The 25,621-nt window shown below is 32.4% G+C and carries 25 protein-coding genes; 13 read left to right on the forward strand and 12 right to left on the reverse strand.

All coding sequences use genetic code 11. The features are described from left to right. Nucleotides 1-42 precede the first annotated feature (42 nt). From HXZ74_RS12435 to HXZ74_RS12455, 5 genes are all read left to right on the forward strand, one after another. Complete coding sequence (locus tag HXZ74_RS12435; RefSeq protein WP_286475685.1) at nt 43-309, forward strand: hypothetical protein; 267 nt, start codon at nt 43-45, stop codon at nt 307-309. Further along, on the forward strand, nt 264-800 hold the full coding sequence (locus HXZ74_RS12440) for a histidine kinase (protein WP_286475741.1): 537 nt from the start codon (nt 264-266) through the stop codon (nt 798-800). The genes HXZ74_RS12435 and HXZ74_RS12440 overlap by 46 nt, the downstream gene beginning before the upstream one ends. Next, nucleotides 769-1,491: a LytR/AlgR family response regulator transcription factor gene (locus tag HXZ74_RS12445; RefSeq protein ID WP_038332652.1), complete on the forward strand. Its 723-nt coding sequence runs from the start codon at nt 769-771 to the stop codon at nt 1,489-1,491. Before HXZ74_RS12440 ends, HXZ74_RS12445 begins: the two co-directional genes overlap by 32 nt. Nucleotides 1,492-1,589: 98 nt before the next feature. Next, a complete protein-coding gene (locus HXZ74_RS12450) occupies nt 1,590-3,866 on the forward strand; it encodes a cation:proton antiporter (RefSeq protein ID WP_286475687.1) in 2,277 nt (758 codons plus the stop codon). Between the two features lie 30 nt (nt 3,867-3,896). Continuing rightward, nucleotides 3,897-4,499: a hypothetical protein gene (locus HXZ74_RS12455; protein WP_280051288.1), complete on the forward strand. Its 603-nt coding sequence runs from the start codon at nt 3,897-3,899 to the stop codon at nt 4,497-4,499. A gap of 64 nt (nt 4,500-4,563) precedes the next feature. Here HXZ74_RS12455 and gyrB read toward each other — a convergent pair whose 3' ends face one another. The 3 genes from gyrB to HXZ74_RS12470 form a co-directional block, all read right to left on the reverse strand. Beyond that, nucleotides 4,564-6,507 carry a DNA topoisomerase (ATP-hydrolyzing) subunit B gene (gene gyrB, locus HXZ74_RS12460; protein WP_286475688.1) on the reverse strand — a complete coding sequence of 648 codons (1,944 nt, stop codon included), beginning with the start codon at nt 6,505-6,507 and terminating at the stop codon, nt 4,564-4,566. Between the two features lie 187 nt (nt 6,508-6,694). Beyond that, nucleotides 6,695-7,321, reverse strand: coding sequence for a 16S rRNA (guanine(527)-N(7))-methyltransferase RsmG (rsmG, locus tag HXZ74_RS12465; protein WP_286475743.1), 627 nt, complete (start codon nt 7,319-7,321; stop codon nt 6,695-6,697). 6 nt (nt 7,322-7,327) lie between these two features. Beyond that, a complete protein-coding gene (locus tag HXZ74_RS12470; RefSeq protein ID WP_038332644.1) occupies nt 7,328-7,774 on the reverse strand; it encodes an XrtF-associated fRMsr-like GAF protein in 447 nt (148 codons plus the stop codon). 95 nt (nt 7,775-7,869) lie between these two features. Here HXZ74_RS12470 and xrtF point away from each other — a divergent pair, with 95 nt between their 5' ends. Next, nucleotides 7,870-8,412, forward strand: a complete 543-nt coding sequence (xrtF, locus tag HXZ74_RS12475) for an exosortase family protein XrtF (protein ID WP_038332642.1) — start codon at nt 7,870-7,872, stop codon at nt 8,410-8,412. Next, nucleotides 8,402-8,848, forward strand: coding sequence for an exosortase F system-associated membrane protein (locus HXZ74_RS12480; protein WP_038332639.1), 447 nt, complete (start codon nt 8,402-8,404; stop codon nt 8,846-8,848). Before xrtF ends, HXZ74_RS12480 begins: the two co-directional genes overlap by 11 nt. 36 nt (nt 8,849-8,884) lie before the next feature. On the opposite strand, the gene HXZ74_RS12485 is transcribed toward HXZ74_RS12480, so the two are convergent. Genes HXZ74_RS12485 through HXZ74_RS12495 form a run of 3 tightly spaced genes read right to left on the reverse strand, consistent with a single transcriptional unit; the run spans nt 8,885 to nt 10,257 of the window. After that, nucleotides 8,885-9,202, reverse strand: coding sequence for a hypothetical protein (locus tag HXZ74_RS12485; RefSeq protein WP_038332637.1), 318 nt, complete (start codon nt 9,200-9,202; stop codon nt 8,885-8,887). Between the two features lie 12 nt (nt 9,203-9,214). Continuing rightward, nucleotides 9,215-9,964 carry a 23S rRNA (guanosine(2251)-2'-O)-methyltransferase RlmB gene (gene rlmB, locus HXZ74_RS12490; RefSeq protein WP_038332636.1) on the reverse strand — a complete coding sequence of 250 codons (750 nt, stop codon included), beginning with the start codon at nt 9,962-9,964 and terminating at the stop codon, nt 9,215-9,217. Nucleotides 9,965-9,993: 29 nt separating this feature from the next. After that, nucleotides 9,994-10,257 carry a hypothetical protein gene (locus tag HXZ74_RS12495; RefSeq protein WP_286475689.1) on the reverse strand — a complete coding sequence of 88 codons (264 nt, stop codon included), beginning with the start codon at nt 10,255-10,257 and terminating at the stop codon, nt 9,994-9,996. Nucleotides 10,258-10,300: 43 nt separating this feature from the next. On the opposite strand from HXZ74_RS12495, the gene HXZ74_RS12500 reads away from it, so the two are divergent. The 5 genes from HXZ74_RS12500 (at nt 10,301) to HXZ74_RS12520 (ending at nt 17,490) form a co-directional block, all read left to right on the forward strand. Continuing rightward, nucleotides 10,301-11,095, forward strand: coding sequence for a thymidylate synthase (locus HXZ74_RS12500; protein WP_286475691.1), 795 nt, complete (start codon nt 10,301-10,303; stop codon nt 11,093-11,095). Nucleotides 11,096-11,179: 84 nt separating this feature from the next. After that, on the forward strand, nt 11,180-13,792 hold the full coding sequence (locus HXZ74_RS12505; protein ID WP_280062097.1) for a zinc-dependent metalloprotease: 2,613 nt from the start codon (nt 11,180-11,182) through the stop codon (nt 13,790-13,792). Between the two features lie 69 nt (nt 13,793-13,861). Beyond that, complete coding sequence (locus HXZ74_RS12510) at nt 13,862-14,290, forward strand: hypothetical protein (RefSeq protein ID WP_280062098.1); 429 nt, start codon at nt 13,862-13,864, stop codon at nt 14,288-14,290. 101 nt (nt 14,291-14,391) lie between these two features. Next, complete coding sequence (locus HXZ74_RS12515) at nt 14,392-16,926, forward strand: M1 family metallopeptidase (RefSeq protein WP_286475694.1); 2,535 nt, start codon at nt 14,392-14,394, stop codon at nt 16,924-16,926. Between the two features lie 66 nt (nt 16,927-16,992). Further along, on the forward strand, nt 16,993-17,490 hold the full coding sequence (locus HXZ74_RS12520; RefSeq protein WP_286475696.1) for a dihydrofolate reductase: 498 nt from the start codon (nt 16,993-16,995) through the stop codon (nt 17,488-17,490). A 67-nt stretch (nt 17,491-17,557) separates the two neighbouring features. On the opposite strand, the gene HXZ74_RS12525 is transcribed toward HXZ74_RS12520, so the two are convergent. From HXZ74_RS12525 to HXZ74_RS12550, 6 genes are all read right to left on the reverse strand, one after another. Beyond that, nucleotides 17,558-18,892, reverse strand: coding sequence for an MFS transporter (locus HXZ74_RS12525; protein WP_280062101.1), 1,335 nt, complete (start codon nt 18,890-18,892; stop codon nt 17,558-17,560). 18 nt (nt 18,893-18,910) lie between these two features. Continuing rightward, nucleotides 18,911-19,543, reverse strand: coding sequence for a bifunctional nuclease family protein (locus HXZ74_RS12530; RefSeq protein ID WP_038332620.1), 633 nt, complete (start codon nt 19,541-19,543; stop codon nt 18,911-18,913). A 108-nt stretch (nt 19,544-19,651) separates the two neighbouring features. Further along, nucleotides 19,652-20,608 carry an electron transfer flavoprotein subunit alpha/FixB family protein gene (locus HXZ74_RS12535; RefSeq protein ID WP_286475698.1) on the reverse strand — a complete coding sequence of 319 codons (957 nt, stop codon included), beginning with the start codon at nt 20,606-20,608 and terminating at the stop codon, nt 19,652-19,654. A gap of 27 nt (nt 20,609-20,635) precedes the next feature. After that, entirely contained in the window at nt 20,636-21,382 is a 747-nt protein-coding gene (locus HXZ74_RS12540; protein WP_219034417.1) for an electron transfer flavoprotein subunit beta/FixA family protein, read from the reverse strand. Nucleotides 21,383-21,450: 68 nt separating this feature from the next. Continuing rightward, nucleotides 21,451-22,284 carry a twin-arginine translocase subunit TatC gene (tatC, locus tag HXZ74_RS12545; RefSeq protein ID WP_115001876.1) on the reverse strand — a complete coding sequence of 278 codons (834 nt, stop codon included), beginning with the start codon at nt 22,282-22,284 and terminating at the stop codon, nt 21,451-21,453. Nucleotides 22,285-22,288: 4 nt separating this feature from the next. Then, complete coding sequence (locus tag HXZ74_RS12550) at nt 22,289-23,254, reverse strand: KpsF/GutQ family sugar-phosphate isomerase (protein WP_286475700.1); 966 nt, start codon at nt 23,252-23,254, stop codon at nt 22,289-22,291. 164 nt (nt 23,255-23,418) lie between these two features. On the opposite strand from HXZ74_RS12550, the gene recQ reads away from it, so the two are divergent. Next, nucleotides 23,419-25,620: a DNA helicase RecQ gene (gene recQ, locus HXZ74_RS12555; RefSeq protein ID WP_280062106.1), complete on the forward strand. Its 2,202-nt coding sequence runs from the start codon at nt 23,419-23,421 to the stop codon at nt 25,618-25,620. Nucleotide 25,621: the final 1 nt, after the last annotated feature.

The raw sequence follows: 25,621 nt of genomic DNA on the forward strand, positions 1-25,621 counted from the left end.
TTTATTCATAAATTATTCTATCTTTGAGTTAGAATTTTTCGCATGATTCAACTTCCTACCATATTACTTTATCTCATTATTGCATTGATTATTTTTCTAATCATTATGATTACATATTTAATCCATTCATTAAAATCTGAGAAAAAAATAAGTCATGAGCAAACGCAACGTTTAGACAATTTATCTACAAAAGTTGATGAGTTAAAATTGGAGTCATACGAAGCAAAATTGAATCCACATTTGTTCAAAATATTCTCAATTCGATTCAATCCAATGCGTACCAAACCTATTATACGATTGATAAATTAGCTAATGTATTGGATTATATTTTGTACGAAAGCAAAGACAATTTTGTGACGATAAAAGATGAAATAGATTTCACTAAAAACTTTATTGAAATTAATAAAGTAAAAGTTTCGCCTTTGTTTGATTTTCAAGTTAAAACGAAAATTGATGAAACTTCACCTTACTATCAAAAAAAAATTATTTTACCTTTATTAAGTATTGATTTTATTGAAAATGCTTTCAAACATACCGATTTTCAACAAGCCAATTCATTTATAAAAATTATGCTTGAACTGAATAATAAATCATTTCAAATTCAAGTAATGAATAAAATTTCTCCAAAAAATAGTTTGAAAAAAGAAACTGGCGGACATGGAAGTCAATCATTAGAACATCGCCTAAAAATGGTTTACGGCGACGATTTTTCACTTTCTAAAACTATTGAACAAGATATTTTTGTAGCCAACTTAAAAATAAATCTACATGAGTTTTACACTAAAATGCATACTAATTGATGACGAAATTCTTGGGTTAAAGTACCTAAAAATGTTATGTGAACAAATGGAGGACATAGAAGTTGTGAAAGCTTATGTTGATCCTGAATTATTCATTAACGAAATTGAAAACTTAGATTTTGACTTTTGTATTTTGGACATCGAAATGCCTAAAATAAATGGTTTACAAATCGCTAATTTATTAAAAGAAAAACCGTTTATTTTTTCTACTGCTTATAAGGAATATGCTGTTGATGCTTTTGATTTAGATGCGACAGATTATATTCAAAAACCAATCAAAAAAGAGCGTTTACAACAAGCTGTTGACAAAGTAAAAAAGCGTTTGCAAAATAGTTTTTCGACACCAAATAATTTTGTGCAATTAAATTCGGATAAAGGAAAAATTTTGTTGCAGTTTAATCAGATTTTATACATTACAACTTCTACCGTTGACAGTCGTGATAAAGTGGTTTATTATCAAGATTTATCATTCTTGATTTTGAAAAATATCACTCTTGATGCATTGTCAGAAATGTTACCCGAAAAAGATTTTGTCCGCATCAATAAACGAGAAATAATCAGCTTACATCACATCAAATATTTCCACTCAGACAATGTTACTTTAGACATTTTATCGAAAGAGAATAAAGAAATCAATTTGGTATTAAGCGAAGTTTACAAAGCTAATTTTATTGCTCAAATTTCAATTTGATTACAAAAAAAATCCATTTCATTACATTTTACTCGAGTTTAAAAAATATTGATATTTTTCTGTAAATTAATTTCTGACTTTTGTTGAAAATTAACGCCATGAAAAAATCGACAAGAAATTCAATTTTTTATATCGTAACCATTCTACTTTGTTCAATCATGATGTATTTTATTGTGATAAGAGCAGAAGAAATGGAAGCTGGAAAACATGTTGTTCACGCTGCAAACGGAAGCAATTACTTCAATGACTTTATCAACAGTATAACACATAATATTGGACATCCGCTTGCTATTTTATTAGCACAAATTGTGACCATTATATTTACCGCAAGGGTTTTTGGATGGATTTTTAATAAAATTGGACAACCAACTGTAATTGGAGAAATTATTGCAGGTATTTTCCTTGGTCCTTCTTTTATTGGCATGCATTTCCCAGAATTTTTTGGCGATCTTTTTCCAAAAGAATCGTTAGGAAACTTAGAATTTATCAGTCAAATCGGTTTGATTCTATTCATGTATGTTATCGGAATGGAATTAGACCTGAAAGTGCTAAAGAAAAATGCACAAGACGCGATTGTTATTAGCCACGCAAGTATCATTATTCCATTTACACTTGGTTTAGCTTTAGCTGGATTAATTTACATGGAATTCGCGCCAGAAGGAATTAATTTTCTATCATTCGCCCTGTTTATCGGAATTTCGATGAGTATTACAGCCTTTCCGGTTTTGGCACGAATTGTACAAGAACGCGGAATTAGCAAAACACGTTTAGGTTCTATTGTAATTACTTGTGCTGCTGCCGACGATATCACAGCTTGGTGTTTATTAGCTGCGGTTATCGCCATTGTAAAAGCTGGTTCATTCATCAGTTCTATCTATGTGATTTTACTGGCAATTGTTTACGTTATCGCAATGGTTCGTTTCGTTCGCCCTTTTCTAAAGCGCATTGCAGACGTACATTCGAGCAAAACAACGCTTACAAAACCTATTATTGGAATCTTTTTCTTGGTGCTAATTATTTCTTCTTATTTAAGTGAAATCATTGGAATTCATGCGCTATTTGGTGCTTTTTTAGCTGGAACAATTATGCCAGATAATCTTAAATTCAGAAACTTATTCATCGAAAAAATAGAAGATGTTTCATTGGTTTTATTACTTCCTTTATTCTTCGTTTTCACAGGTTTAAGAACACAAATTGGATTATTAGATACGCCACATTTATGGCAAACAGCAGGATTGATTATTTTGGTAGCTGTAACTGGAAAATTTGTAGGAAGTGCAGTCGCCGCTAAATTTGTTGGACAAAACTGGAAAGATAGTTTGACCATCGGTGCTTTGATGAATACACGAGGTTTGATGGAATTAGTCGTGTTAAACATTGGATATGATTTAGGAGTTTTAACACCAGAAGTTTTCGCTATGATGGTGATAATGGCTTTGGTCACAACTTTTATGACAGGTCCAGCTTTGGATTTAATCAATTGGATTTTCCGCAAACAAAAAACAGAAAATGAACTTTCTGAAATTAGTCAAAGTCAGAAATATAAAATTTTAATTGATTTTCAAACACCCGAAAAAGGTGCTGAATTATTGCGAATAGCTAATAGCTTTATCAAAAAACAAGACGAAAATTCACTTGTTTCTGCAATTCATGTGATGAAAAGTAGCGAAGTGCAACATTTCAATCTTGAGGATAGAGAAGCAGAAATTTTCGAACCGATTATTGAGGTTTCCGAAGAGTTGCATCAAGATGTAACAACCATGTTCAAAGTGTCTACAGATATGGTTTTCGACACCGTTGATGTTGCGCAAAAAGGTGATTACGATTTGATGTTAATGGGTGTAAGAAATTCTATTTATTCAGGTTCGTTGTTAGGAAATATTTTAGGATTTACAACTAAAATTATTGATCCAGATATTTTAATTGGTCAAGTTACTGGAAAAGAAAACATGTTTGATCATTCAATTTTCAATGAAAGAACGAAACAATTATTGAACAAATCAACCGTTCCTGTTGGAATTGTTTTGGACAAAAATTTCACAAAAGCAGAAAAAGTTTTTCTTCCACTTTTCGGGAATAAAGATGCCGATTTACTGAAATATGCACAACGTTTAATCTCGAATAGCGAATCTCAAATTATTATTGTAGACGTGAGCGGTTACACAAAACGTCATTCAGAAGTAAAAGAAATTATTCGTAGTATCGAAAATATTGCTCCAAATCATATTAGTCTTTCGTACAAACAACAACTGGATAAAGAGTTTTTGGATGAAATGGATTTGATGATGATTAGTATGGAAAGTTGGAAAAACCTTATCGAAACAAAAAGCATTTGGATTTCCAATGTTCCAACAACTTTGATTATTTCTGAGTAGAATATATATTTGTTGAAAATTTAACTAAACATGAAAAAAATAGTTATCATTTTCTTTATAATTATATCATCAAATTTAATTGCACAAAAAACTGAAGCATATAATAGTTTTATTAAAGAATTAAAAAAGGATTCTAAAATCGATAAGAATGATAAAACTGTTTACAATCTTCTCAACAACTTTTATGACGAGATGCTACAATCTGACGCAGGTGGTATAAAGCCTGAAACACTTAAGAAAATTACCGATTTTTATGCGAATAAAGATTCAAAGAACAAACAAATTTTGGATATGTTTATAGCATATCAAAATAATATAAGTGATGCTGTTGCTAATGGAAGTATACCTGATTCAAAATTTCAATTAGAGTTAATAAATGATTTACAAGAAGAAATTAAAAACACCTATAGTGACATTCCTGTTATTGTATTAATTTATAATATTGAAGCTTTAAGCTTAGATAACCAATCAAAAGAATCTGCAAATTTAATTGAATCAAGTCTTAAAAGTTTTCCAAATTCTATACCTTTAAAAGTCTATAAATACTTATCATCAAAAGATGAGAAAATAAAAAATGACTTAGTTAAAAATCATTCTGAGCATTGGATGGTTCAACAATTTGGGATAAAATAAAATACAACAAAAAAAATCCAGCTGAAAAGCTGGATTTTTTGTTATTATAAATTTCTAAAACTGATTAAACATCAATTTTTGCATAGTGTGCATTTTTCTCGATAAACTCACGACGAGGCGGTACATCATCACCCATCAACATAGAGAACACGCGATCTGCTTCTGTCGCATTGTCAATCGTTACTTTACGCAACGTTCTGTGCTCTGGATTAAGTGTTGTATCCCATAATTGCTCCGCGTTCATTTCCCCAAGACCTTTGTATCGTTGAATTGTAACTCCTTTACCAGAACCATCTGTAGAGAATTCTGCAGTTAAACGTTCACGATCTTTTTCGTCCCAAGCATATTCTGCTTTCGCACCTTTTTTGATTAAATATAAAGGTGGCGTTGCAATGTAAATATGTCCTTGCTCAATCAATTCTTTCATGTAACGGAAGAAGAATGTTAAAATTAATGTCGCGATGTGAGAACCGTCGACATCGGCATCGGTCATAATTACAACCTTATGATAACGTAATTTTGCAATATTAAGTGCTTTCGAATCTTCTTCAGTTCCGATTGTTACACCTAAAGCTGTATAGATATTTTTAATCTCTTCGTTATCCAAAACTTTGTGCGCCATCGCTTTCTCTACATTCAAAATCTTACCACGTAATGGTAAAATCGCTTGAAAATGACGATCACGACCTTGTTTTGCCGTTCCTCCGGCAGAATCTCCCTCGACTAAGAATAACTCAGATTCTTCTGGTTTACGAGAAGAACAATCCGCTAATTTCCCTGGCAATCCGCTTCCTCCCATTGGGTTTTTGCGTTGTACCATTTCACGAGCTTTCTTCGCTGCCTGACGAGCTTTTGCTGCTAAAATTACTTTATCAACAATTTGTTTTGCTTCTGTTGGATTCTCTTCTAAGAAATTCGTTAACATTTCTGCCACAATTTTATCAACTGCAGGAGAAACCTCAGAGTTTCCTAATTTCGTTTTCGTTTGACCTTCGAATTGAGGCTCCATTACTTTTACCGAAATAACTGCTGTTAATCCTTCGCGGAAGTCATCTCCAACGATTTCAACTTTTTCTTTTGCAAGATTAAAGTTTTCTTCAGCATATTTTTTCAATGTACGTGTCAATGCACGACGGAAACCAGATAAATGTGTTCCACCTTCGTGTGTATTGATGTTATTTACGTATGAATGTACATTTTCATTATACGACGTATTGTATCGCATTGCAACCTCAACCGGAATTCCATCACGTTCACCTTCCATGAAGATTACTTTGTCCATAATAGATTCGCGGCTACCGTCGATAAACTCAACAAATTCTTTTAATCCTTCTTCAGAATGAAAAGTTTCTGTTACAGGATTTCCATCAGCATCTTTTTCGCGCTCGTCAACCAATACAATATTGATTCCTTTGTTCAAGAAAGCTAACTCACGCAAACGATTTGCTAAAGTAGAATAGTTATATGTTTGTACTTCTTGGAAAATTGTATCATCTGGCGTAAAAGTAACTGTTGTACCACTTTTATCAGTCGTTCCAACTTCTTTTACATCATACAAAGGTTTCCCTTTCGAATATTCCTGAATATATTGTTTTCCGTTCTTGAAAACTTCTGCCGATAAATGGTTAGAAAGTGCATTAACACACGAAACTCCAACACCGTGCAAACCTCCAGAAACTTTGTACGTATCTTTATCAAACTTACCTCCTGCACCAATTTTCGTCATTACAACTTCTAATGCAGATTTTCCTTCTTTTTTATGTAAGTCGACAGGAATACCACGTCCGTTATCTTCTACACGAATCGAGTTCCCTTCTAAAATTGTTACCTTGATTGTATCACAGTATCCTGCTAAAGCTTCATCAATAGAGTTATCAACAACCTCGTAAACTAAGTGGTGTAATCCTCTAACTCCGACGTCACCAATGTACATCGATGGACGAAGACGTACGTGCTCCATTCCTTCTAACGCTTGGATATTATCCGCCGTATATGTGTTATTACTCATAATATGTCTCTAACTTTTTAAAACAAACAAATATAGTGAATTTTGACGAGAAAACCTCTTAAAAAGAACTTAAAGTATTGGATAAAATAACGTTTTAAACATCATTTTTTGGATTAATTCAATAATTGTTAAAATAAAGAACCGAAATCAAATTGATTTCGGTTTTGAAGTATATAATTTCTATAAATTAAATATCTTTCTTTTCTAAATAAACGACTTTTTTCGTTTCGAAAAAATCTTCGTCAAAAAAGTTTTGAATATCAAATAAAACTGCATTCGGAAAACCTGCTAATTCTTCTGTCAAATCGCCTCCTTTTAAATATAATAAACCATTTGGAAAAGGATTAATCGCTTCTTTTTTGAATTTTCCACGAATCCATTCCGCAAATCTTGGCATCGCAGTTACCGCACGAGAAACAACAAAATCGTATTTATCTGTTAACTCTTCGGCACGCTTTTGTTCCGCTTTTACATTCGTCAAACCTAAACCATCAGCCACACCTTTTACAACCTTGATTTTTTTCCCGATAGAATCTACCAAATGAAACTGAACATTCGGAAACAAAATTGCCAACGGAATTCCTGGTAAACCTCCTCCAGTTCCTACATCAAGAACAGAAGAACCGTCTGTAAACTCCATCACTTTTGCAATCGCTAACGAATGTAAAATATGATTCGTATAAATTTCGTCAATATCTTTTCGAGAAACAACATTGATTTGATCGTTCCATTCTTTGTACAAATCACCAACTTTCGAAAATTGCTCGATTTGTTTCTCCGTTAAATCAGGAAAATATTTTAAAATTAAATCAATCATTGCTTAAATAATTTCTGAAACTCGCTGACAAACGTAATCTAACAACTTTGTATCGTCTTCTGTAAACGGATTAATTTTGTGCGAATCGATATCAATTTGACCAATATTTTCTCCATTTTTGAAAATTGGAACAACAATTTCAGCTTTCGTTTCGATTGAACAAGCCAAATAATTATCTTGTGCATAAACGTCTGGCACAACAAAAGTTTCGTTAGATTCTGCCACTTGCCCACAAATTCCTTTACCATAAGGAATTATTGTATGATCGGTTGCCGCTCCAACATAAGGACCAAGTTTTAGCTCGTTTTTATCTCCATTCTTGAAATAAAATCCCACCCAATTGTAGTATTCAACTTCATCACTCAACAATTGACAAATCTTTTGTAGTCTGTCTTCCGTAGAAATTGCGCTATCAATTATGACATCCACGCGTTTATGTAAATCTTGCATTTTGTTACTTCTAAAAAAGCAAATTTATTGATTAATCATAACTTAATCAAAAGTTGACGTTTTTCATTTATCTTTGTACAAGATTTTTTAATCAAATGAAAGAATTTAAACCCTTATTGTTATTCCTTGCACGTTTTTTAGGAACTTACATTATTTTAAGTTTAGCTTATAAATTATATTTAGATCAATATTTACCGCACAATAACCCTGATCCGTTTACAAAATTAACATCAGATATAACAGCTTTTGGCTTGAACAAATGTGGTTTTTTCTCATTTTCTAATATTGCCGAAAATCACCCTTGGATGCGTTTGGTTGTAGATGGACAAGTTGCATCTATTGTAAATGAAGGTTGTAATGCGATTTCTATTCTGATCATTTTCGTTTCGTTTATCGTTGCTTTTTACACGAATTTCAAACAAACTTTTTTGTTTATTTTGTCTGGTTTAGCAATTCTTTTTGTGATGAATATTTCGAGAATTATGTTGCTAAATTATATTTTTAGATACCACGCAGAATATGGTAAAATGGCGCACGATTATTTGTTTCCAGCAATTATTTATGGTTCAATCGTAATTCTTTGGATTGTTTGGATTAAGTTTTTTGTAACAAAATACAATAAGCGAAATGCCAAATAAATATTTACGTTACGCAATTGCAGTTTTACTTGTTTTTGGATTGATATTAGTCCGAAAATTTGAAGATGTTTTATTTTATGATCCTTTCATAAAATACTTTCATTTTGTTGGTCATTCAAAATTCCCAGAAATTGATTTACCAAAATTGAGCGCTAGTTTGACAGTTCGTTATCTTATCAATACATTATTAACTGTATTAATTATTTGGTTTATTTTCTGGAAAAAAATTTACGTTAAATTCTCTATCATTATCATGATTATTGGATTAATCGTTCTTTTACCAATCTATAATTATTTGATTTCGACACAATTTTCATCAGGCGAAATGATTTTCTTTTATGTGAGAAGATTTCTCATTCAGCCTATGTTTTTATTGATTTTAGTTCCTTGTTTTTATTACCAAGAAATACAATATAAAAAAACGGTCGAAAATTAATTTTCGACCGTTTTTTTATTTTATCTAATTTATATTTTACAATAAACCTGATTCATCTTTTTCTTGTTGTGCATCCAATTTTGCTTGCTCTTTTGCAGCAGCTTCTTGTGCTTTTTGTTCTGCAACTTTACGTTTTTCTTCGTTTGCAATTTCTGCATTTGCTTTATTCACCGCTTTGTATTTATAAAGCCAGCCTAAAAATCCTCCCAAAATAAATCCGATACCAGCACCTCCAGTAATTCCTACCAAAAATTCTTTATCCGAAAATAATCTCGAAATATCCAAATTCGTAAAATAATACATTGCAATACTAATCGCAATCAACAAAAATCCAATAAAAGTAGAATAGGTCATCGTTATATGTTTTTAAAATAAATCTTGTAACATTCTTTGGCGAACAGCTTCGTACAAAATCGCTCCAGCCGCAACCGAAACATTCAATGAAGCAGTTTGTCCAGCCATAGGCAATTTAATAATTTTATCTGAAATTTTAATAATAGAATCCGAAACTCCATCTTCCTCACTTCCCATCACAATTGCTGCAGGAACAGAGAAATCTGCATCATAAATAAATTCTGCTGATTTTTCAGAAGCACTAAAAATTGAGATTCCAGCCGATTGTAAATATTTAATAACATTCACTAAATTTCCTTCTTTACAAACCGGAATATTATACAACGCCCCTGTCGAAGTTTTGATCGCATCTGCATTTACAGAAGCCGAACCTTTTGCTGGAATAATAATCGCGTCAACACCAACACATTCTGCTGTACGAGCGATTGCACCAAAATTACGAACATCAGAAACACGATCTAAAATCAAAATAAAAGGCGTTTTTCCTTGTTCCCAAATTTGAGGTAATACATTTTCGATTGAATCAAATTCGATTGGAGAAACGAATGCGTAAACACCTTGATGATTTTTTCCAGTAAAACGATTTAGTTTTTCTAAAGGCACATAACTTACAGGAATTTCATATTCAGTGATTAATTTTCTCAATTCTGAAAAAATTTCTCCTTGTAAACCTTTTTGAATAAAAATTTTGTCGATTGTTTTCCCTGCTTCAATCGCTTCTATTACTGGTCTTAAACCAAAAATTCCTGCTTCGTTTTTCATAAGTGCAAAGATAAAAAAATTATACGTAACTATTTACCAATCCTTCTTCTCAATTGTTGTAAATAATTTGGAAAGCTCATATACAACATGCAACCAATGACAATTAGCGAAATCATTGAGATTAAATTTAGTTTGAGATGAATGATTTTTGACACAAAAACAATCACCAAAACAACATTAAATAAGGTTTGGAAATAAAAATGTTGCGCAATTTTTCGTCCAAAATCTGATTTGCTATACGAAGCAAAAAACATAAAAAGCACTAAAATTGTAAGAATTAAACTAATTTTCATTCTAAAAAAATTCACTAAATTTGAAAGGTTAAATATACTCAAAATGCAACAATATCACGATTTATGTAAAAAGGTTTTGGCAGAAGGCGCTTTTAAAGAAGACAGAACAGGAACGGGAACGAAAAGTATTTTTGGTTACCAAATGCGTTTCGATTTGTCGGAAGGTTTTCCTTTGGTGACGACTAAAAAATTACATTTAAAATCGATTATCTACGAATTGTTATGGTTTTTGAAAGGTGATACAAACATCAAATATTTAACAGATAACGGCGTTAGAATTTGGAACGAATGGGCTGACGAAAATGGCGACTTAGGTCCTGTTTATGGGCATCAATGGCGCTCATGGGGAAAACCAAATGGAGAAGTTGTTGACCAAATTAAAGTTGCAATTGATCAAATAAAAAATAATCCAGATTCTCGTAGAATAATAGTTTCTGCTTGGAATGTTGGTGAATTAGATCAAATGGCTTTAGCACCTTGTCATGCATTTTTTCAATTTTATGTGAATAATGGAAAATTATCGTTGCAATTGTATCAACGTAGTGCAGATATTTTCTTAGGTGTTCCATTCAATATTGCGTCGTACGCATTATTACAAATGATGATTGCGCAAGTTTGTGAGTTAGAAGTTGGCGATTTTGTACATACTTTTGGAGATGCACATATTTACAAAAATCATTTCGAACAAGTTGAATTACAATTAACGCGTGAACCTTTTCCATTACCAACAATGAAAATCAATCCGAATGTAAAAGATATTTTTGATTTTACATACGAAGATTTCGAGTTAGAAAACTATCAAGCTCATCCTCATATCAAAGGAATTGTAGCGGTTTAATTTTTATTTTAACGTTATTTTTTTTGTAATTCATAATAACTTATTTAATTTTATTAACATTAAATATAATATTAACACGCAATTATGAGAAAAAATTTTACGCTTGTAGCTATGCTTTTAGCTATGACTATTACCTATGCGCAAGAAAATAGCAATAATCAATTAAAAAACATTGACACTTCATTACCTAATTCAAAAAAAATAATTCTAGACTTAAAGAATGTTGAAAATCAATTAGCGTCTAATGCTAATACTCTTAATAAAAATTCAAAATTAGAAGTTACTCTTCCTAATAATAAAGGAAAAAATGAAAAATTTGTTTTAGTTGAAAGAGAATTATTAAATGATAAAATGAAGGAACAGTTTCCTAACATTAAATCATATTACGGATATTCAACTTCTGATCCATTAAAAAAAATCAGTTTAGGCTACTCTACGGCTCAAGGAATTAATGCTATTGTATATTCTTCAACTGATAAATATATTATCGAAAAAACAGCTGGTCAATATGAATTAATTGATAGCGAAAATCTTCCAAGTTTAAAAAATTTCAGTTGTGGTAGTGTAGATTCAAGTACTTCTGTTGTATCTAGCGAATCAAAAGGAATTAATAACCCTTCAACTTACAGAAAATACAAACTAGCAATAGCAACTGATTATCAATACAATAAATATTTTTCTGGTACTCAAGAACCAACTTTAGAAACATCTATTGCTGCTGTATCAAAATCATTAACTTATATATTACCTATATATGAAAATGACTTGTCTATTTCTTTTCAATTAGCTGACAATCTAGACAAAGTAACTTATCTTACAGCTGCTACTAGTCCTTTTAAAACAACTGGATTAAACGCTGAAGTTCAAAAACAATTGGACGCAAATATTGGTTCTGAAAATTATGATATTGGAATCCTATTCACTAATCTTCTTGGAGGAGGAAATGCTGGCTATATCGGAAGTGTTTGTAATAATACTAAAAAAGGATCAGCTTATATTGGACCTGTAGAAACAAATCCTGAAGGTTTTAATTTTTCGGTTGCTGGTGCCCATGAGATGGGACATCAATTCGGAGCAAATCATGTTCACGCGAGAAACGAAGGATATATGGCGAATAGAGAAATCGGAAGTGGTGTAACAGTTATGGGATACCCTGGCGTAACAGGCACTCATGATGTTCAAAATACTTTCATTTCTCAATTTAATCATTATAATCTTGAACAAATTAATAGTTATTTAGCTAAACAAACATGTGGTACCACTACAGAAAGTACTAACAAACCTCCTATAGCAAATGCTGGAAAAGATTACACAATACCAAAAGGAACTGCTTTTCATTTAATTGGAAGTGCTAATGATACAGATAATGATAAATTAACTTATTCATGGGAACAATCAGATCCAATATTAACATATACAGGATCTAATTTCAAAAATCCAAGTAGTAAAAATACTGATGGTGCAAATTTTAGAGTTTATGAACACTCTACAAATCCAGAAAGATATTTTCCCCCAATGGAGAATGTACTAAATAGTCAGTTATATTCTACATGGAATACAGTTTCTGATATAGCAAAAGAGATGAACTTCGTCTTACAAGTCAGAGATAACAAACAAGGAGGAGGTCAAATTGATTCGGACAAAGCATTGATAACAATTACTGAAGATGGTCCATTTAAGATTAATAATATTAACCTTAACCAATCATTTAAATCAGGAGAAACATTTGACTTAAAATGGGATGTTGCTGGGACAAATACAGGAGCAATTAATACGCAAAATGTAAAAATAAAACTAACAACAGACGAAGGCAAAACATTTACCACTCTATTAGAATCAACTCCTAATAACGGACAAGCTTCTATTACATTACCTAGCGGTGTTACTGCAGAAAAAGCAAATATTATCATAGAAGCTGTTAATAATATTTATTATGCAGCAAGCCCTTTTATAGCTATTGGTTATGAAGTTAGTTTATCATGTAATCAATTTTTCGCGACAACTCCAATCACAATGAAAGATGCCGTAGGAAGTACTGCTGGAATTACAAATATCACAATTCCAATTTCTGGAGAAACAAAAAAAGTTGAAGACATCTCATTAATTACCGATATTACACATGATAATTCTAACGAATTAGTTGTTATGTTTGCGAAATCTGGTGTTGATCAAATTTATCAATATGCATGGTACCAAAGCTGTACTACACCAAACTTATCGTATAAATTTAATAAGTTCGGAGGATCAAGTTTTGATAATTGTGGAGTAAAAGATGCTGTAATTACAGGTACTTTAGATCTTAAACGTTATGAAAACATAACAGCAAATGGTTCGTATTTATTCCGCCTTGCAGATTTAAAAGCTGGAAATATAGGAACTGTCAATAAAATAGGAATTGAATTATGTCATCGTGAAACGTCAAAATTAGCTGTTTCAGACATCACAAAACAAAATGAATTATTTGTTTATCCAAATCCTACAAATGGTAATTTTAATATTCGTATGAACACGAAAACTAATAAAGTAACTGCAGAAATTATTAACCTTGCTGGACAAGTTGTTTCTACAAATACTTATAATGTTGCTGGAAATAAAATCGACCAAGCAGTTAATGCTACAAATTTACCTAAAGGTGTATATCTTGTAAAAATTAATGATGGAGATTCAACACAAACGAAAAAATTAATTATTAAATAATTTTTTTCATTCAATAATTCATACAAAACCCATTTTTTAATGGGTTTTGTAATTTAAAATACAACCATTATGAAAACTATTTTTCTTATAATTCCACTATTCATTTTAAGTTGCTCAGCAAATAAATTAACTCAACATCAAGATAACTTTGACGATAAAAGTAATTTAATTTTAGAGTTACGAGAAAATTCTCTCGAAAATTTCGATTCTATTTTTACAATTAAAAATGATATTGAGTTCGGTAAAACATTAGGCCCGATAAATGCGACTCGTATGCCTGGAGTATCAATTGGAATTGTTAATTTTGATAAAAATAATTTAGTCGTTTTTAATATGAAAACAGATAGTATTAATATTATCGACATAAAAAACGGAGTAATTTTATACGAAAGAATCAAGAATAAAAATTCTGAATCAACTTCTAACCAAGAAAATTTGATTAAATTCTATAAAATTCCATTTTCAAATTCCCTGTATAAATTTCAAGAAATTAATTAATTGAATTTAAATCTTCATAAAATATACTTAAAGTCTCCAAATTGGAGGCTTTTTTGTAACTTTTCGAGAAAATTATCAACCAATAGAAATAAAATTTTACAATGAAAAAACGCATTCTTTGGCTTTCATCAGCCTTTATTATATCAAGTCTTACTTATGCGCAAGTAATGACGCCACCACCGAGTTACAACGAAAACCAAACGAATAAATTAGATATTTATCGTGCGGAGGCAGAGCGAATCAACAATCTTGTTCATACCAAGTTAGATCTTAAATTTGATTATGCAAAAGAGCACGTTTTGGGTGAAGCTTGGATTACGTTGAAACCGCATTTCTATGCAACAAACAAAGTTACGTTAGACGCAAAAGCAATGTTGATTAGCGAAGTTGCTTTGGTAAATGGCGCTACAAAAAAGAAATTAAATTATAAATATGATGATTTACAATTAGTCATCGATTTAGATAAAGAATACAAAAAAGATCAAGAATATACGCTTTACATCAAGTATACAGCGCGTCCGAACGAAGTAAAACAAGAAGGAAGTGCGGCGATAAACGATGCAAAAGGTGTTTATTTTATCAATGCAAAAAGTGATCGACCAAATTATCCTACTCAAATTTGGACACAAGGCGAAACAGAATCTTCTTCTTGTTGGTTCCCGACAATTGATAAAACAAATCAAAAAACTTCGCAAGAAATCACGTTAACATATCCTGATAAATATGTTTCATTATCAAATGGAACGATGAAATCTTCAAAGAAAAATTCGGACGGAACAAAAACGGATTATTGGAAATTCGATAAAAAACATGCGCCATATTTATTCTTTTTCGGGATTGGAGATTATGCAGTCATCAATGACAAATGGAAAAACATCAATGTTGATTATTATGTAGAGCCAGAATATAAAGATGTTGCGAAGCAAATTTTTGGTAACACGCCAGAAATGATTCAGTTTTTTTCTGATAAATTAAACTATCCTTATCCTTGGGATAAATATGCGCAAATGACAGCTCGCGAATATGTTTCTGGAGCAATGGAAAATACAACAGCTTCTCTTTTTCATGATGGTGTTCAGCAAAAAGCTGGTCAATTAGTCGATGAAAATACTGCTGAATATGTGATTGCGCACGAATTATTTCACCATTGGTTTGGAGATTTAGTAACAGCTGAGAGTTGGGGAAATTTAACGGTGAATGAATCTTTTGCGAACTATTCTGAATATTTATGGTTCGAATATAAATACGGAAAAGAGAAAGCGGATGAGCATCGTTACAACGAAATGTTTGGTTATAAACAAGGTGATGGACCAACGAAAAATTTGGTTCGAGTTCATTATAATTCTCGCGAAGATATGTTTGATGGTGTTTCGTATAACAAAGGTGGAATCATCTTACATATGTTGAGAAATTTCTTGGGAGATGATGCTTTCTTCAAAGGTTTGAACAAATATTTGAAAGACAACGAATACGGAAAAGCTGAATCTGCACAATTACGCTTGGCTTTGGAAGAGGTTTCTGGCCGTGATTTGAACTGGTTTTTCAATCAATGGTATTACGAAAATGGTCATCCAAAATTAACTATTGTTTCAGACTATTCTTCAACGAATAAAAAAGTAAAAGTTGTTGTTCGTCAAGATGCTTCAAAATTATTTGAATTCCCTTTTGCAATTGATATTGTCGAAAACGGAAAAACAACACGTCAACAAGTTTGGGTTCCAAAACAAGCAGAAACTGTTTTCGAATTTGCTTCAAACCAAAAACCTGATGTCGTTATTCCAAATGCGGATCAAGTTTTATTAGCAGATATTGATGATAAAAAACCTGTTGAAGATTTTATTGCGCAATACAAAGCTGGAAAAGGAAATTACACGACGCGTTTATTAGCGATTGAAGCGATGGCAAATGCGCAAGCTACTAATCCAAAAGCGGCTGATGCATTAATTAATGCGTTAGATGATTCATTTGATGGATTAAGAATTTATGCGATTCATAAATTAGATACAAAATCAAAAACGATTGTAGATAAAGCTTCTTCAAAATTAAAACAATTAGCTTCTAACGATCCTAAAACATTGGTTCAAGCGGCAGCTTTAAGTGCTTTGAATGATGCCAATATTTATGATGCAACAATTTTCGAGAAAGCTTCAAAAAGTCCATCGTTTAGTGTTCAAGGAGCTTCATTAACAGGAATCTTAAAAAATAATCCTTCAAAAATTAATGATTTAACAACTAATCTTGACAATGAAGTAATTAAAGGTTCGCCAGATTTAGCAATGGCATTAGTTCCGACTTGGATTAAAAATAATCAATTGGATAAAGCTGCTTTAATTTCTGAATCTGCTGCGATGTATGAATTTGTAAAATTCCAAGATGCAGAAAAAGGAAAAATTGCTGAACAAGCTTTCAATTGGATTATGAACAATGATACACCAGATGCAACAGCTGAAATTGCGAAAACATATTCGCGCTATTATCCATACTTGAAAGAGCAAAATCCACAAGCTGGACAAGCGGTGAAAATGATGGCTGAAAAAGCGTTGCAAGTGAAAACGAATGCAGCAAAAACAATTAAATCTGCAACTATTGCAAAACAAGTGGAGCAATTACAAGATGCAATAAATAAAATGAAATAATTCGCTAAAATTATTATATTTGTTAGGCTATCCCCAAAAAGGATAGCTTTTTTTACCTTATAACTTATGATAAACATTGTAGTAGCAAAAGCAAGCAACAACGTAATTGGTGCAAAAAACGATTTGATTTGGCATTTACCAAATGATTTGAAACATTTCAAAAGTATAACTTCTGGACATCCTATTATTATGGGACGAAAGACGTTTGAATCATTGGGTAGACCTTTACCAAATCGTACCAATATTGTTGTGACAAGAGATCAGAATTGGAATGCAGAAGGTATCGAAATTGCTTCTTCTTTACCAAAAGCAATAGAAGCTGCGAAAAAAATTGATGATGACATTTACATTATTGGCGGTGGAAATATTTATAAACAAGCGATGGAATTTACAGATGTTTTGTACATCACAGAAGTTCATCACGAATTTGATGGAGACACTTATTTTCCAGAAATTGACTCGGACGAATGGGAAGAAGTTGAGCGAGAAGATTTCAAAAAGGATGAAAAGCATCCGTATGCTTACTCGTTTGTGACGTATAAAAGAGCAGATAAAGAAAATTAGAAAACTTACGAGCATAAAAAAAGCAAGAACTAAAATTCTTGCTTTTATATTTTATTAATTTAACAACTTAATGCTTAACATCTTGTACTTCGTCTGGATTGTGTTTGTACTTGAACACAATTGCGAACAATACCGTAACGACTAATGCGTAACCCGCGAAAATAAACCAAGAATGTCTCCATCCTTCTAATTGCAATGTCAAATCAGTTTGACTATACACTAAATGATTCACGATATATTGCGCAATTAACATTCCAATAGTTGCTCCGAAACCATTTGTCATCATCATGAAAACTCCTTGTGCAGAAGAACGAATTTCTTCGTTTGTTTCTTTGTCTACATACAATGAACCTGATACGTTGAAGAAATCGAAAGCGATTCCGTAAACAATCATTGATAAGATAAACATCCAAACGCCAGATCCTGGATCTCCTAATCCAAATAATCCGAAACGTAAGACCCAACCTACCATTGCCATCAACATTACGATTTTGATTCCGAATCGTTTTAACACAAAAGGAATTAATAAAATACACAATGTTTCTGAAACTTGAGATAACGAAATTAAGGCATTTGCATTACTTGCTCCCCACGTATTAGCATATTCTGGAATATCTTTAAACGTTGTGATAAATGGATTTGCATAACCATTTGTAATTTGCAACGAGACACCCAAAAGCATCGAAAAGATAAAGAAAATTGCCATTTTTCTATCCTTGAATAATGCAAAAGCTTTTAAACCAAATGCATCAGAAATAGATTGTTTTTCAGAACTTTTGTTAACTGGACAATTAGGTAATAAGAAGCTGTATAAAAATAATACAACACCTAAAACTCCTGATACAAAGAACTGATAATAATTGGATTGAAAACTTACGAATGTTGGATCACTTGAAAAGTTAAATCCAAAAACACCATCTTTAAATCCAGAGAAATTAACAAATAACATAGCAACAATAAAACCTACTGTACCAAACGTTCTGATTGGTGGAAAGGATTTGATTGTGTCTAAATTATTTTGTTTTAAAATTGTGTAGGCTGTTGAGTTAGAAAGGGCGATTGTTGGCATAAAGAACGCCACACTAACCGAATAAAGTGCGAAGATTGTTGTGAAATCTACATCGTTTCCAGCTGTCATTCCGTAATAACCTGCTGCAAACATAAAAATCGCAGCTAATAAATGATTCAATCCCAACAAACGTTGTACAGGAATCCATCTATCCGCTACAATACCCATTATTGCGGGCATAAAAATCGACACAATACCTTGCATCGCGTAAAAAAGACCAATTTTTGGACCTAAGCCAACTGATCCTAAGTAATTTCCCATAGAGGTTAGGTATGCTCCCCATACCGCAAACTCAAGGAAACTCATGATTGTAAGTCTAAGCTTTACAGACATAATTATTTGAAATAGTTATTAGTTTCCCATGTTATCGATTTGATCACGAAGGCGAGCTGCCAATTCGTAATCTTCATTCTTCACAGCTTTTTCCATCTCAGTTTCAAGTTCAGATTTTGTCCAACCTTCATATTCGTTGATATCAGACAAATCATTTTCCAAACCAGCCAAGATATCCAAATCATCTTCAAAGTTATTTGCTGCGCGACGTATATTTTCTTCTTCTTCAATAACGTCCAAATGAATTCCAGCTTTTTCTACAACATTATCATAGGCATAGATAGGTGCATTGAAACGAACAGCCAACGCAATTGCATCAGAAGTTCTCGAATCAATTTCGGCACGTTGTCCATCATCATTCACAAAAACAATATTCGAGTAGAAAACGCCATCCTCTAATTTATAAATATAAATTGAATCAACATTTAATTGAAATTCTTTTCCTAATGAAATAAACAAATCGTGTGTTAATGGACGAGGTGGATTAATATCTTTCTCTAAAGCTAATGCGATTGATTGCGCTTCGAAGCTCCCAATAATAATAGGTAACTTTCTTCCTCCTACATTTTCCTCAAGAATCAACGCATATGCGCCAGTCTGAGTTTGACTGTAAGAAATTCCTTTAATATTTAATCTAATTAAATTGTCCATTTGGGTGTAAATCTATGAAAAACTGATGAATATTTAATCTTTTTTTAATGAATAAAAAAAATCCGAACCACCTAAATGATTCGGATTGAATTTATAATCTTAAAATGATTAAGCTCGACCTTTATATTTTTTTAACTCTTCAGTTAATTTAGGTACAATCTCAAAAGCATCTCCTACGATTCCGTAATCTGCTGCTTTGAAGAAAGGTGCTTCTGGATCATTGTTGATGACAACAATTGTTTTAGATCCGTTAACTCCAGCTAAGTGCTGAATAGCTCCGGAAATACCAACTGCGATATATAAATTTGGCGCAATTGCTTTTCCTGTTTGTCCTACGTGTTCAGCATGAGGTCTCCAACCGATATCAGCAACTGGTTTAGATGACGCTGTAGCAGCTCCTAAAACTTTTGCTAAATCTTCGATCATTCCCCAATTTTCAGGACCTTTCATTCCACGACCTGCAGAAACAACAATATCCGCTTCTTTCAAATCGATTTTATCAGAAGAAGCCATTTCTGTTGAAACAACTTTTACTTTAGCATCTGCATCAGAAACTGATACTGAAGCTGATTCTTCTGAACCAGAAACTGCATTTTCTTTTGCTCCGAATGCGTTTTGTAAAACTGTAACTACAACTTTTCCTGAAACTGCAACAGTTTCTACTCCTTTCCCTGAAAATGCTTTACGTGCAACTGTGAATGGAGAAACTGCTGTTGGAGCTTTTTCTACATTTGTTACTAAAGATGCTCCTGTTTTGTATGCTAAAACTGGTGCTATAGTCGCTCCTTCGTTTGTTGATGGTAAGACCACAACATCTCCTTGAGCAACTTCAGCCAAAGCTTTTGCGTAAGAATTTGCATCAAATTTTGCTAAAGCTACATTCTCAACTTTAACTACTTTAGATGCTCCATATTTATATAATTCGTCAGCAGCAGCATTTCCAAAAACGATTGCTGTAACAGTATCTCCAGCAACATCAGCTGTAGCTTTTGCATAAGAAACTGCCTCTAATCCTGCTTTTTTATATTTTCCGTCGTGTGACTCTGCGTATACAAAAATTGCCATTTTTTTAATTTCTTTTTAGGTGAATAATTAGATTACTTTAGCTTCTTCGTGTAATAATCTTACCAATTCTGCTACATTGTCTTTGTCGATTAATGTTACATTACCTCTTTCAGCAGGTTTTACATAACCAACAACTTCAACTTTAGTTTCTGTTACTTCTGGTGCAACAACTGTGATTTGTTTTGTACGCGCTTGCATAATTCCACGCATGTTAGGAATTCTTAATGCAGCTTCGTCAACCAATCCTTTTTGTCCTGCGATAACAGCTGGTAAAGCAACTTCTACAGTTTCTTTTCCTCCATCAATTTCGCGAACAGCTTTTGCAGAAGAACCTTCTACATCAAGACCGATACATCCGTTTACAAAACCATAATCTAACATTGCTGCAACTAATCCTGGTACAGAACCTCCGTTGTAATCAATTGATTCTTTTCCTGTCAATACTAAATCGAAACCACCATCTTTAGCAGCTTTTGCGATTTGTGTAGCAACAAAGAAATCATCGCGAGCATCCGCATCAATACGAATTCCATCATTCGCACCAATTGCTAAAGCTTTACGCATAACTGGATCTACAGTTGCATCTCCAACAGTTAAAATTGTAACAGTAGCGCCTTGTTTTTCTTGTAACTCTACTGCTTTGTTTAAACTAAATTCGTCGTGCGGGTTAATAACGAACTGAACACCATTTTTGTCAAATGATTTTCCATCAGCTGTGAAGTTGATTTTTGCTGTAGTATCTGGTACACTACTAATACAAACTAATATCTTCATAATTTTGTGTTTACTTTTTCTTTTATGTAAAAATAACTAATTTATTTTATTATGCAAGCATAACATTGTTAATTCTTTACTAAGTCGTTACTTTTCGCTTTCAGTTGTTTTTTATAAACTGAATTTGAAACCAATACACTTAGTTCATACAATAACCAAAGAGGAATTGTAACTAAAATCATACTGTACACATCGTTTGGTGTAATCGCAGCTGCAATCACTAATACAACGATAAATGCGTGTTTACGGTATTCTTTCAAGAATTTTGGTGTTAAGATTCCAATACTCGTTAAGAAGTAAACGAAAACTGGCATCAAAAACATGACTCCCATCGATAATAATAATTGAACAAATAAATCGATATAACTCGGCAATGTCCATGTATTTCCTACACCAAAAGGATCATACGTAAATAAGAATTGCGTACATAATGGTAGCAGCATATAGTAGCTAAATAGTACTCCTGTTACAAAGAAAAACGAAACAGCAAAGATTGTAAATCCTGCATACTTTCGTTCAGCTTCTTTTAAGGCTGGTTTTACAAATCGCCAAATTTCAAAAATAATATAAGGAATTGCGATAATTACGCCACACACAATTACTGCAAAAAACTGTGAAGTAATCTGTCCTGATGGATTAAGATTGGTCAATTCTTTCGAAATGTCAAATGATTCAGTATAAATTTTTCCGAAACCTGTTAATTCACCAAATTGATTAAAAATATCAAACGTTGGAAAAGTTGATTTTAATGGAGCCATAATTACATGTTCCACCAATTCGTCCCAATAGATCGCAACTGCAATAGATGTAATCACAATTGATAAAATAGAACGAACCAAATGTCCTCTCAACTCACCAATATGAGCCAAAAATGACATACTCGATTTTGTATTATCTGCCATACGCTTATTCGATTCCTTCGTTTAAAATTGAGTGAATATCCAAAATTCCATAATAATGATTTTCTTCATCAACTACTACCAATTGTCCAATACTGTTGTGACGCAAAATTGCTAAAGCTTCTCTTGCTTTTTCAGTTTTTTGAATTGTTTTCGGATTCATTGAAGCAATATCTTTCGCAGTTAAATGTGCAAAAGTTTCATTATTTAATAACATTCGGCGCAAATCTCCATCTGTTATCACACCAACAATTTTATCATTATCAATCACAACTGTAATTCCATGACGACCTGATGTTAATGAATTAATGACTTCTGTAATCGAAGAATCTGGATGCACAGAAGGTTTTCTTTCTGGATCAACAATATTTTCTACTGTCCACAATAATCGTTTTCCTAAAGCTCCACCTGGATGATATTTTGCAAAATCGTTTTGTGTAAACGCTCTCAATTTCATCAAAGCTACCGCCAATGCATCACCCATTACCAATTGAGCCGTTGTAGAAGTTGTTGGTGCCAAATTTACGGGACAAGCTTCTTTATCAATATTAACATCCAAAACAATGTCTGAATTTTTTGCTAATTCTGATTTCAAATTTGATGTTAAACCAATCAAAACTGATGCATATTGTTTAAGAATCGGAGCCAAATATGTAATCTCTGGCGTATTTCCACTTTTCGAAATACAAATCACCACATCTTCTGGTCGTACAAGACCCAAATCGCCATGAATAGCTTCCGTCGCATGTAAAAATTGACTTGGAGTTCCGGTAGAATTTAAGGTTGCTACAATTTTATTTGCAATGTGTGCACTCTTTCCTACTCCAACAACTACCAACTTTCCTTTCGTGTTATATATCGCATTTACCGCATCAACAAAAGACTCGCTAATACGAGAAGCTATTGCTTCCAGCGCTTGAATTTCTTCTCGAAATACCCCTTGCGCTATTTGTATTAATTCTGAATTTTCCACAATAAAATTTCTATTGTCTATTTTTAAAATTTTTCGTACTTTTACTCTCCTTTTTTATTTACACTCAATTATATATAAATCATATAAAATTTATGTGTATATTTAAGAGTTATCAAATATAGGAACTATTTAATTTATAATATTAATTTTAGTCTTTTGTGTAGATGGAAGCCACTTCGAAAAACTTAACATCTTACCTAAAAAAATATTTTGGTTTCGACCAATTTAAAGGACAGCAGCACGAAATCATTACAAGCTTACTAAATAAAGAAGATGTATTTGTTTTGATGCCAACTGGAGGAGGTAAGTCTTTATGTTATCAATTACCGGCATTAATGTCAGATGGAGTTGCGATTATTGTATCCCCTTTAATCGCGCTGATGAAGAATCAAGTAGACGCTATACGTGGAATTTCTGAAAATGATGGAATTGCCCACGTATTAAACTCATCTTTAAATAAGTCAGAAACGAAAACAGTTATGACAGATATTAAAGATGGAGTAACTAAAATGTTGTACGTTGCACCCGAATCTTTGACAAAAGAAGAATACATCGATTTCTTTAAATCGGTAAAAATTTCTTTTTTTGCGATTGATGAAGCGCACTGTATTTCTGAATGGGGACACGATTTTCGACCAGAATATCGTAATCTAAAAGCGATTATCAACAAAATTGGTGATGCGCCAATTATTGCTTTAACAGCAACAGCAACACCAAAAGTACAAGAAGATATTCAGAAAACTTTGGGAATGCAAAGCGCTAAAGTTTTTAAAGATTCTTTTAATCGTACGAATTTATTTTACGAAATCCGTCCAAAGGTTGATCAAGACAAACAAATCATCAAATTTATCAAACAAAACGATGGTAAATCTGGTGTCATTTATTGCTTGAGTCGTAAAAAAGTTGAAGAAATTACCCAACTTTTACAAGTAAATGGAATCAATGCTATTCCTTATCACGCAGGTTTAGACGCCAAAACACGTAGCAAACATCAAGATATGTTTTTGATGGAAGATGCAAGTGTTGTTGTCGCTACAATTGCTTTCGGAATGGGAATTGACAAGCCAGACGTACGTTTTGTGATGCATTACGATATGCCAAAATCGTTAGAAAGTTATTACCAAGAAACTGGTCGTGCAGGTCGCGATGGTGGTGAAGGTGTTTGTATTGCTTTCTATGATTATAAAGATATCGAAAAGTTAGAAAAATTCTTAGCAAGTAAACCTGTTGCAGAACGCGAAGTTGGAATGCAATTACTTTCTGAGGTTGTGGCGTATGCTGAAACTTCGATGTCGCGTCGTAAATTTTTGTTACATTATTTTGGAGAAGAATTTGACGACAAAAACGGCGAAGGTGCAAATATGGACGACAATATGCGCAATCCTAAAAAAATGATTGAGGCAAAAGATGATGCCGTAATTGCCTTAAATGTTGTTCAGAAAACAAATCAAAAATTAAAATTAAATGATGTTGTAAACGTTATCGTTGGTAAAGAAACTTCGATTACAAAATCATATAATTTGAGCTCCGAAGATTTCTTCGGAATTGGAAAAGCAAAAGAAGATTATTATTGGAAATCTATTTTACGTCAATTAATTGTGCGTAATTTATTAGAGAAAGAAATCGAATCGTATGGTGTCTTAAAAATTACCAAAGCAGGAAAAGATTTCATTAGCAAACCAACTTCTTTTGAAATTGCCGAAGATATTGATTTCAAAAAATTATTATCGGAAGGTAGTTTCGACAAAGAAGAAACGTCTTCTGCTCCTATTGCTTTTGATGATGTTTTATTGAAACAATTGAAAGATTTACGTAAAAAAATCTCTAAAAAACATCAAATTCCACCTTTTGCAGTTTTCCAAGATTCAAGTTTAGATGATATGACAATGCAATATCCAACAACCGTTAAGGAGTTAACAAATGTGTTTGGAGTTGGAGAAGGAAAAGCTCAAAAATTTGGGAAAGAATTTGTAGATTTTATTGCGCAATATGTTAAAGATAACGATATCATTCGCCCTGAAGACATGGTGATTAAACAAGTTGCTGACAAATCGAGTCACAAAGTTTATATCATTCAATCAACAGACAGAAAGTTAAATCTTGAAGATGTTGCAGAAGCAAAAAATATGACGATGAGCGATTTGCTTTCAGAAATGGAAAGTATCGTTTATCAAGGAACAAAATTGAATATCAATTATTACATTGACGAAGTTTTGGACGAAGACCAACAAGAAGAAATTTATGAATTCTTGATGGACGCAGATTCTGACTCAATGTCATCATTGTTAGATGAATTTGGTGACGATTATGATGAAGAAGAATTACGTTTGATGCGTATCAAATTCATCAGTGAAGTCGCAAATTAAA

The organism is Empedobacter sp. R750, assembly GCF_030324345.1.
Taxonomy (GTDB): domain Bacteria; phylum Bacteroidota; class Bacteroidia; order Flavobacteriales; family Weeksellaceae; genus Empedobacter; species Empedobacter falsenii_C.

Bases quoted from the DNA above. Each gene is read 5' to 3' on its own strand.
- HXZ74_RS12505 (WP_280062097.1), top strand. From the start codon at position 11,180: ATGAGAAAAAATTTTACGCTTGTAGCTATGCTTTTAGCTATGACTATT.
- HXZ74_RS12535 (WP_286475698.1), bottom strand. From the start codon at position 20,608: ATGGCAATTTTTGTATACGCAGAGTCACACGACGGAAAATATAAAAAA.
- xrtF (WP_038332642.1), top strand. From the start codon at position 7,870: ATGAAAGAATTTAAACCCTTATTGTTATTCCTTGCACGTTTTTTAGGA.
- tatC (WP_115001876.1), bottom strand. From the start codon at position 22,284: ATGGCAGATAATACAAAATCGAGTATGTCATTTTTGGCTCATATTGGT.
- HXZ74_RS12515 (WP_286475694.1), top strand. From the start codon at position 14,392: ATGAAAAAACGCATTCTTTGGCTTTCATCAGCCTTTATTATATCAAGT.
- HXZ74_RS12480 (WP_038332639.1), top strand. From the start codon at position 8,402: ATGCCAAATAAATATTTACGTTACGCAATTGCAGTTTTACTTGTTTTT.
- HXZ74_RS12540 (WP_219034417.1), bottom strand. From the start codon at position 21,382: ATGAAGATATTAGTTTGTATTAGTAGTGTACCAGATACTACAGCAAAA.
- HXZ74_RS12485 (WP_038332637.1), bottom strand. From the start codon at position 9,202: ATGACCTATTCTACTTTTATTGGATTTTTGTTGATTGCGATTAGTATT.
- gyrB (WP_286475688.1), bottom strand. From the start codon at position 6,507: ATGAGTAATAACACATATACGGCGGATAATATCCAAGCGTTAGAAGGA.
- HXZ74_RS12435 (WP_286475685.1), top strand. From the start codon at position 43: ATGATTCAACTTCCTACCATATTACTTTATCTCATTATTGCATTGATT.
- HXZ74_RS12525 (WP_280062101.1), bottom strand. From the start codon at position 18,892: ATGTCTGTAAAGCTTAGACTTACAATCATGAGTTTCCTTGAGTTTGCG.
- HXZ74_RS12520 (WP_286475696.1), top strand. From the start codon at position 16,993: ATGATAAACATTGTAGTAGCAAAAGCAAGCAACAACGTAATTGGTGCA.
- HXZ74_RS12495 (WP_286475689.1), bottom strand. From the start codon at position 10,257: ATGAAAATTAGTTTAATTCTTACAATTTTAGTGCTTTTTATGTTTTTT.
- HXZ74_RS12450 (WP_286475687.1), top strand. From the start codon at position 1,590: ATGAAAAAATCGACAAGAAATTCAATTTTTTATATCGTAACCATTCTA.
- HXZ74_RS12530 (WP_038332620.1), bottom strand. From the start codon at position 19,543: ATGGACAATTTAATTAGATTAAATATTAAAGGAATTTCTTACAGTCAA.
- HXZ74_RS12455 (WP_280051288.1), top strand. From the start codon at position 3,897: ATGAAAAAAATAGTTATCATTTTCTTTATAATTATATCATCAAATTTA.
- HXZ74_RS12445 (WP_038332652.1), top strand. From the start codon at position 769: ATGAGTTTTACACTAAAATGCATACTAATTGATGACGAAATTCTTGGG.
- HXZ74_RS12470 (WP_038332644.1), bottom strand. From the start codon at position 7,774: ATGCAAGATTTACATAAACGCGTGGATGTCATAATTGATAGCGCAATT.
- HXZ74_RS12510 (WP_280062098.1), top strand. From the start codon at position 13,862: ATGAAAACTATTTTTCTTATAATTCCACTATTCATTTTAAGTTGCTCA.
- rlmB (WP_038332636.1), bottom strand. From the start codon at position 9,964: ATGAAAAACGAAGCAGGAATTTTTGGTTTAAGACCAGTAATAGAAGCG.
- HXZ74_RS12500 (WP_286475691.1), top strand. From the start codon at position 10,301: ATGCAACAATATCACGATTTATGTAAAAAGGTTTTGGCAGAAGGCGCT.
- recQ (WP_280062106.1), top strand. From the start codon at position 23,419: ATGGAAGCCACTTCGAAAAACTTAACATCTTACCTAAAAAAATATTTT.